This is a genomic window from Chloroflexota bacterium (assembly GCA_023475225.1).
Classification (GTDB): Bacteria; Chloroflexota; UBA6077; order FW602-bin22; family JAMCVK01; genus JAMCVK01.
Window position 1 is genome coordinate 115145 of the sequence record JAMCVK010000016.1, and the last position, 7183, is coordinate 122327.

A 7183-nucleotide genomic window follows, 5' to 3' on the forward strand; every position below is an offset into this window, starting at 1 on the left:
CTACTGCCTCACCGGCACGCCCTTGGCGACCAGATACTCTTTCACCTGTCCGATGGCCAACTGTCGGTAGTGGAAAAGGGAAGCGGCCAGGGCAGCATCGGCCTTTCCCTCTGTAAACACAGCGTAGAAATGCTCCAGGCATCCTGCTCCTCCCGAGGCAATAACTGGTATACGCACAGTCTCGGCCACGGCCCGAGTGAGTTCCAGGTCGTAGCCATCCTGGGTGCCATCTCTATCCATGCTGGTGAGGAGAATTTCACCAGCCCCCAACTCTTCCCCCCGCCGTGCCCAATCCACCGCCTCCAGATTCGTGGGCCTCCGCCCACCATGGGTATAGACACGCCAGCGAGGCAGGCACACAGGCGCTCCGGACTTCTCCTCCCGCATGCGCCTGGCATCAATGGCCAGAACGAGGCACTGGCTGCCAAATCTGTCGGCCGCTTCAGTCAGAAAGCGGGGGTTCTCCACCGCAGCCGTATTGATGGAAACCTTATCTGCTCCTGCGTTGAGGATGGCCCGGATATCCTCGAGGGTGCGCACGCCCCCACCAACAGTGAAGGGGACAAATATAGCCTCGGCCGTACGGCGCACCGTCTCCAGCATGATATCCCTGCGTTCATACGAGGCAGTAATATCGAGGAAAATGATCTCGTCAGCCCCCTCGTGATCGTAGACGACCGCATTCTCTACTGGATCGCCAGCATCGCGCAGGCTGACAAAATTAACCCCCTTGACTACCCTCCCTGCATCTACATCCAGACAGGGGATGATCCGTTTAGCCAACACTTTCTATCGCCTCTTTTAATTTGATGGCTCCAGTATAGAGGGCCAGACCAACGATAGCTCCCTCCAGCCCATAGGGCTCTAATTCCTTTAGACAGAGCAGGTCATCAAGAGAAGCGATACCGCCGGAAGCGATCAGGCGCAGACCCGTTCGTTCCAGCATATTCTTGATCCCTACGTGATCCACGCCAGAGAGCGTTCCATCGCGGGTGATGTTCGTGTAGATCACCCTCGTAAGCCCCCATTGTCGCAGGGACCAGGCCAGTTCGATCGCCTCAACAGCCGTATCCTCCTGCCAACCCTGGATGGCCACGCGGTCATTCTTCACATCCAGGCCGACAGTGATGCTTTCCCCATACCTGGCTATGGCTTGGGCCACCAAGGCCGTATCAGTGACCGCTGCCGTTCCTAGGACGACGCGCCGTACACCTAGGGAAAGGACAGCTTCGACTGCAGTCAGGCTCCGCACCCCGCCCCCAAACTGGATCGGCACACCTATCTCCCTGGCCATATGTTCCACCACTGTTAGGTTAGATGATTCTTCGCCGAAGGCCCCATCAAGATCAACTACGTGCAACCATCGAGCACCCTCGTCCGCCCACTTTCTAGCCACGGCCAAGGGATCATCCGAGAAGACGGTCATCTCTGTCGCCTGTCCTTGTCTCAGGCGTACGCAACATCCCTGTCTTAGGTCTATGGCCGGTATAACGAGCAAGCTGACCCTCCTTTCACAATGAGATGGCTGGCGAGGGAGACAAAGTTATGCAGAATGGTCAACCCGGCCTGCTGACTCTTCTCCGGATGGAACTGGACGCCGAAGATGTTAGCCCTGGCCACAACGGAGACGAAGCGCTCACCATATTCGGTCATCGCCACAACCACCGACGCATCTGCCGGAACAACGTAATATGAGTGAACGAAGTACACGAAGGTCCCATTAGCCAGTCCGTTTAATAGAGGTGATTGACGCTCGATCCGCAACTCATTCCAACCGATATGCGGCACCTTCAGTCCGATGGGAAATCGCTTCACCTCACCTTCCAGCAATCCTAGACCGCGATAAACCCCCCGCTCCTCGCTTTCCCCGAAGAGTAATTGCATCCCCAGGCAGATGCCCAAGAGTGGTCGTCCCCTTTCCACTACAGCACAGATCGGCTCCACCAATCCCAACCGCTTGATGTTTTCCATTCCCTCCCCAAAGGCCCCCACTCCGGGGAGGATGAAAGCCTCGGCCGTCAGGATGTCCTGGGCACGGCTGGTGATGAAGGGCTGGCCACCAACACAAGTAAGCGCCTTCTCGACGCTCCTGAGATTGCCCATCCCATAATCAATGATGGCGATCATCCGATAGTCCCTTTTGTTGAAGGAACGCCCTGTACGCGTCGCTCAATAGTGCTAGCCTGACTCAAGGCCTGCCCAAAGCCCTTGAAAATGGCTTCAGCACTATGGTGGGCGTTTCCGCCCTGGAGTGACCTGATGTGTAGAGTAAGATCCGCATTAGAGACGAGGGTATCAAAGAACTCCCGCACCAGATCCGTCTCAAAAGTTCCTATCCGCTCCGCCTGGAAGTCAACATCGAAAGATAGATGGCGTCGCCCACCGAGGTCCATGGCTACCAGGATCAGGCATTCCATCATCGGCACGATGGCCGCCCCATAACGGGCAATCTGCCACTCTCGCCCGACGGCCTCTTTAATGGCTCGCCCCAGGCAAATGCCCACATCTTCAACAGTGTGGTGATCATTCACGGCCAGGTCTCCCTTGGCCTCAACGCTCAAGTCGAAAAGGCCGTGTTTAGCGAACTGGGCCAGCATATGATTGAGAAATGGTACCCCTGTCTCAACCTGATATGATCCCTTCCCATCAAGCTCAATCTCCACCTTAACGGTGGTCTCTGTCGTCTTCCGTTCCAATTGGCCAGTGCGCATAACCATCACTCCTTCGCCATTATTTCGGACAAGACAGCCACCAGGGTCTCGTTCTCCTCCTGGCTACCAACACTGATCCGCAGACAGTCGTGCAGTTGGGGCTCGGCACTCACATCACGCACTAAAATACCCGCTTCGGCCAAATCAGCAAAGACTTGCTTGACCGGTTTGGCCAAGCGACAGAGGATGAAATTGGTGCTGGAGGGGAGCGGGTGAACCCCATCGATTGCCCTCAGTCTGTCATATAACTGGTTCCTCAGTTGGCAAATCTGCTTGACCCGCTCGTGCAGCAGATGCACATGCTCGATAGCCACCAGGGCCGCTTCCTGGGAGAAGATATTTAAACTGTAGGGAAGCTTGGCCTTGCCCATCTCCACCACCAGGGCCGGGTTGCCCAGAAGATAGCCAACCCGTAGCCCAGCCATGCTCATGGCCTTAGAAAAGGTACGCAGGATAACAACGTTGCCGTGGCGATCGAGGAGGTGACGAAGGTTCTGTTCGGCGAACTCGTGATAGGCCTCATCGAGAACGACCAGCGCCCGGCTCCCCTCAATGATGCGGACGATCTCTTCCTCTCTATAGGCTGAACCCGTCGGGTTGTTCGGCGTACACAGTACGATCATCTTCGGCTTATACTCCTCAGCCATTCTCATAAGTTCGTCCGTAGGCAGGGCGAAGCCTTCTCCAGCCAAAGGTATCTCTATCACCTGTGCCCCCAGTACTGTTCCGAGCAGCTTATAGAGAGGAAAGGTCGGCACGGGGATGAGCACCCGATCATCCCGCCCCACCATCGTCATAAAGGTCAGTTGCAACAACTCATTGGAACCATTGCCCACAAGGACCCCCTCAGCTGGCATCCCCGCGTATCTGGCTAGTGCTTGCGTTATCTCCGCGACAAAGAAGTCTGGATAGCGCGACCACGGCCGATTTTGCACTCGACGCCAAACCTCTTCTTTCAGTTTCGAGGGGAAATCGAAGGAATTCTCATTCTGATTCAGCTTGATCTGACAGGTGTGATGGCGCAGGGTATAGGGACGAACCCCCCTGACCTCTGGCCTCACCAAATCAAGGATATCCATCACCTTTTATCTCCCTAGATTTTTAGTGTTCCAGGCGTCTCCGCACAGCCATAGCGTGAGCAGTCAGCCCCTCCGCCTCGGCCAGGATGGCTGCCGGCGGCCCCAACCTCTTAAATTCCTCCCTGGTTAGGGCTACCACGCTGATAGTCTTCACAAAATCGTCTACACTTAACGGGGAGAAGAAGCGAGCTGTGCCTCCCGTGGGCATAATGTGACTTGGCCCGGCTATGTAGTCGCCGATGGTTTCGGGGGAATACTCGCCTACGAAGATCCCACCAGCGTGCTGAATCTTCCCCAGCAGGTTCCAGGGCTCCCTCGTCAACAGGCAGAGATGCTCCGGGGCGTAACAATTCGCCAGTTCGACAGCCTGGTTCCACTCTGCTACAAGGATGATTCCACCATTGGACTGGAGGGATTCGGCCGCTATGGAGGCCCTCGTTAGCTCCGCTAACTGCGCCTCTAATGCTCTAGAAACAGACTGAGCCAGCTCAGGTGAATCAGTGATCAAGATGGCCGAAGCCAGGGGGTCGTGCTCAGCCTGAGCCAGCAAATCGGCTGCTACGAAGGTGGGATTGGCCCCCCCATCAGCGATGATCAAGGTCTCTGTCGGACCAGGCAGCTGGTCTATGTCCACATCGCCGAACACCTTACGCTTCGCCAGCACGACGAAGAGATTGCCCGGACCGACGATCTTATCCACACGGGGCACCGACTCCGTGCCATAGGCGAGAGCAGCGATGGCTTGGGCCCCACCAACCTTGAAGATACGATTAACGCCAGCCAGGCGTGCTGCGGTAAGCACGCTCTCTGAGAGGCGACCGTCAGCGGCCGGCGGCGAAGTGACAATGAGCTCTTTTACACCAGCCACGCGCGCCGGCACAGCTGCCATCAACAAAGAGGAGGGATAGGCAGCTCGGCCACCGGGGACATAGATCCCAACGCGCTCCAGGGGACGCACCATCTGTCCCATCCCCCCACCTGCCGACCACTCCATCCAGGAGTTCCGGCACTGCCGCAAGTGGAAGGCGCGCAGACGTTCAACCGCCAGGGATAAGGCCTCAAGCACATCCTTGTTGGCATGTCTGCAAGCCAGTTCCACCTCGGCAGTGGTCACCTCCAAACAGGGAAGCTGTACACCGTCAATCCGCCGGTTGTACTCGTGAAGAGCCGCATCCCCCCTGGCACGCACCTCCTGGAGGATATGCTCGACCGCCTCACTGGGCATGAGCTCCATGCCGAAGATATGCCTTATTGCGGCCGCCAGCGCTGGGGGCGCCTCTACTTGCCCGATGGGACGGCGGCGGAGGATGGTTCGCTTAGCCAACTCTATATCGTCGATGATCCTGATCATTGCCCCATCCCCCTCACAGCTGATGTCCTGGAGGCGATTTGATTGATGATCTGACTGATGGTGGCGAAATGGAGTTTATGGCTGGCCCGGTTGACGATCAAGCAGGCCTCGGAGACCATAACCTGCTCGATCTCGACCAATCCATTCTGGCGCAGGGTTCTCCCCGTCTCCACCAGGTCAACGATAAGGTCAGCCAGGCCAACAGCAGGGGCGATCTCCACTGATCCCGTAAGCGGCACCACCTCCACCGATATTCCCCTCTCCAGGAAATGACGACGGGCCAGGCGAGGATACTTCGTGGCTATACGCAGGCTAGAACACAGCCGCAAATCCTTAGCGGCCATGCTCGGAGGACCGGCCACTACGAGACGACAGAAGCCAAAGCCCAGAGAGAGGGGCTCATAGACATCGCGTTCGCTCTCGTAGAGAACATCCCGACCGACTATCCCCATATCGGCCGCTCCATACTCGACATAGATGGGCACATCATTCGGCTTGGCCAGGATGAACCGAAGGCCACCTTCCGGCTCCTGGAAGATGAGCCGACGGGAGGTTTTAGCCGCAGCCAGAGAAGGAGAACCCATCGCTTGGAAGAGCTGAAGCGATCCATCCAGAAGCTTGCCTTTAGGTAGGGCGACCGTTATGCCTGCCACTGCTCCACCTCCCCCACCTCCATCCAATCCCGGCTGATACAACGTCCAGACGTCCATATCTTGAGAACTTCACCAGCCTGTACAACGTATTTGATCCCCTTTTGCCCAGCATAGGTGAGTAGTTCATCTTTAGCTCGTCCCAGGACCTCAACCTCAACGCGGTACCCCTTTCCACGCAAGGTTTCGGCGAGGGCTAACCCTCGCTGTCCAGCGTGGTTGCTCAACAGCACCTCTGATGCAACCTGCGCCGTTGGGGGCTTTTCATTTTGCTTATCCAGGGCCAGCAGAACCCGCTCCAGCCCCAAGGCGAACCCAACGGCCGGGGCATGCTGGCCGAAGCGGCCGATGAGGTCATCGTAGCGGCCACCGCTACAGACAGAGAAACCCAATCCTTGCACGAACCCCTCGAACATCATCCCGGTATAGTACTCCATGCCTCGGACCTCACCGAGGTCAATGATGATATGCTCGACCAGGCCATGGTCATCTAGATACTCGTATATCTCAGCCAAATTCTTGATCGCCTGTTCAGAGCGCGGGTTTATGGCCAGCGAGTGCGCTTTCTCGATTATCTCTCTTCTTCCACACAGGCATGGCAGCTCTGTAAGCACCCTTCTCTCCCTTTCGCCTATACCGAGGCTGAGCAGAAGGGAGCGAAGGGCACCGGCATCTTTGCGATCGATAGCTGCTCTTACCAGCCCCACCTCAGAGGGCGAAAGGGCTAAATCTTCGGTGAGTCCCTTAAAGAAGCCGATATGTCCCAGATTAAGCTGGAAGTTGTTCAGCCCAGCCACTTGCAGCGATCGCACCGTCAGGGCAACGACCTCTGCATCAGCCTCTGGTCTTTCAGAGCCGATCAACTCCACTCCAGCCTGATAAAACTCCCTCTGACGACCAGCCTGTGGCTCCTCGTGACGGAAGACGTTGGCGATGTAGTAGAAACGCAGGGGCTTGGGTTGGTCCAGCAGCTTAGTGCCGACGATGCGGGCGACGGAGGTGGTAATGTCAGAGCGCAGAGCCAGTAGTTGTCCCTCCCGATCGAGAAAGCGGTACATCTCTTGAAGGAGGGCGGGACCGGCGCCGATCTCCATTGTCTGAGCATATTCGAAAGTTGGCGTAACGATTTCAGAATAGCCCCACCCCTCAAAAAGGCGACGGAGCCCTGTTTGAAGGTCAGTCCTCCTTGCTGCCTCCGCAAATAAAATATCGCGCACTCCCAGGGGGAGTGCGGCCAGTTGACGCTTCATTTTGCTATGGCCCACCCGCAATGTTCCCTCGTTGCTGCTGAATCGCAACGTCATTGTTGCTAATCATACTCATTTCAGGGCCATAAGGCAAGTTTTGTTTGCGCGATGAATACAACTCCGAACACCGCGCTGCTGCCATAGT

8 protein-coding genes are annotated in these 7183 nt (G+C 56.8%); all 8 read right to left on the reverse strand.

All coding sequences use genetic code 11. The features are described from left to right. From hisF to hisZ, 8 genes are read right to left on the reverse strand one after another with little or no spacing between them, the layout of a single operon-like run. Window positions 1-786: an imidazole glycerol phosphate synthase subunit HisF gene (gene hisF / locus M1136_03340; GenBank protein MCL5074673.1), complete on the reverse strand. Its 786-nt coding sequence runs from the start codon at window positions 784-786 to the stop codon at window positions 1-3. Further along, a complete protein-coding gene (hisA, locus tag M1136_03345) occupies window positions 776-1498 on the reverse strand; it encodes a 1-(5-phosphoribosyl)-5-[(5-phosphoribosylamino)methylideneamino]imidazole-4-carboxamide isomerase (protein MCL5074674.1) in 723 nt (240 codons plus the stop codon). The genes hisF and hisA overlap by 11 nt, the downstream gene beginning before the upstream one ends. Beyond that, window positions 1477-2127 (reverse strand): imidazole glycerol phosphate synthase subunit HisH, encoded by a 651-nt coding sequence (hisH, locus tag M1136_03350; protein ID MCL5074675.1) that lies wholly within the window; start codon window positions 2125-2127, stop codon window positions 1477-1479. The genes hisA and hisH overlap by 22 nt, the downstream gene beginning before the upstream one ends. Beyond that, complete coding sequence (gene hisB / locus M1136_03355; GenBank protein ID MCL5074676.1) at window positions 2124-2717, reverse strand: imidazoleglycerol-phosphate dehydratase HisB; 594 nt, start codon at window positions 2715-2717, stop codon at window positions 2124-2126. Before hisB ends, hisH begins: the two co-directional genes overlap by 4 nt. Next, on the reverse strand, window positions 2717-3790 hold the full coding sequence (gene hisC / locus M1136_03360; GenBank protein MCL5074677.1) for a histidinol-phosphate transaminase: 1074 nt from the start codon (window positions 3788-3790) through the stop codon (window positions 2717-2719). The genes hisB and hisC overlap by 1 nt, the downstream gene beginning before the upstream one ends. Window positions 3791-3812: 22 nt before the next feature. Then, on the reverse strand, window positions 3813-5141 hold the full coding sequence (gene hisD / locus M1136_03365; GenBank protein ID MCL5074678.1) for a histidinol dehydrogenase: 1329 nt from the start codon (window positions 5139-5141) through the stop codon (window positions 3813-3815). Next, window positions 5138-5794, reverse strand: a complete 657-nt coding sequence (gene hisG, locus M1136_03370; protein MCL5074679.1) for an ATP phosphoribosyltransferase — start codon at window positions 5792-5794, stop codon at window positions 5138-5140. Before hisG ends, hisD begins: the two co-directional genes overlap by 4 nt. Then, window positions 5782-7095: an ATP phosphoribosyltransferase regulatory subunit gene (gene hisZ / locus M1136_03375; GenBank protein ID MCL5074680.1), complete on the reverse strand. Its 1314-nt coding sequence runs from the start codon at window positions 7093-7095 to the stop codon at window positions 5782-5784. Before hisZ ends, hisG begins: the two co-directional genes overlap by 13 nt. Window positions 7096-7183: the final 88 nt, after the last annotated feature.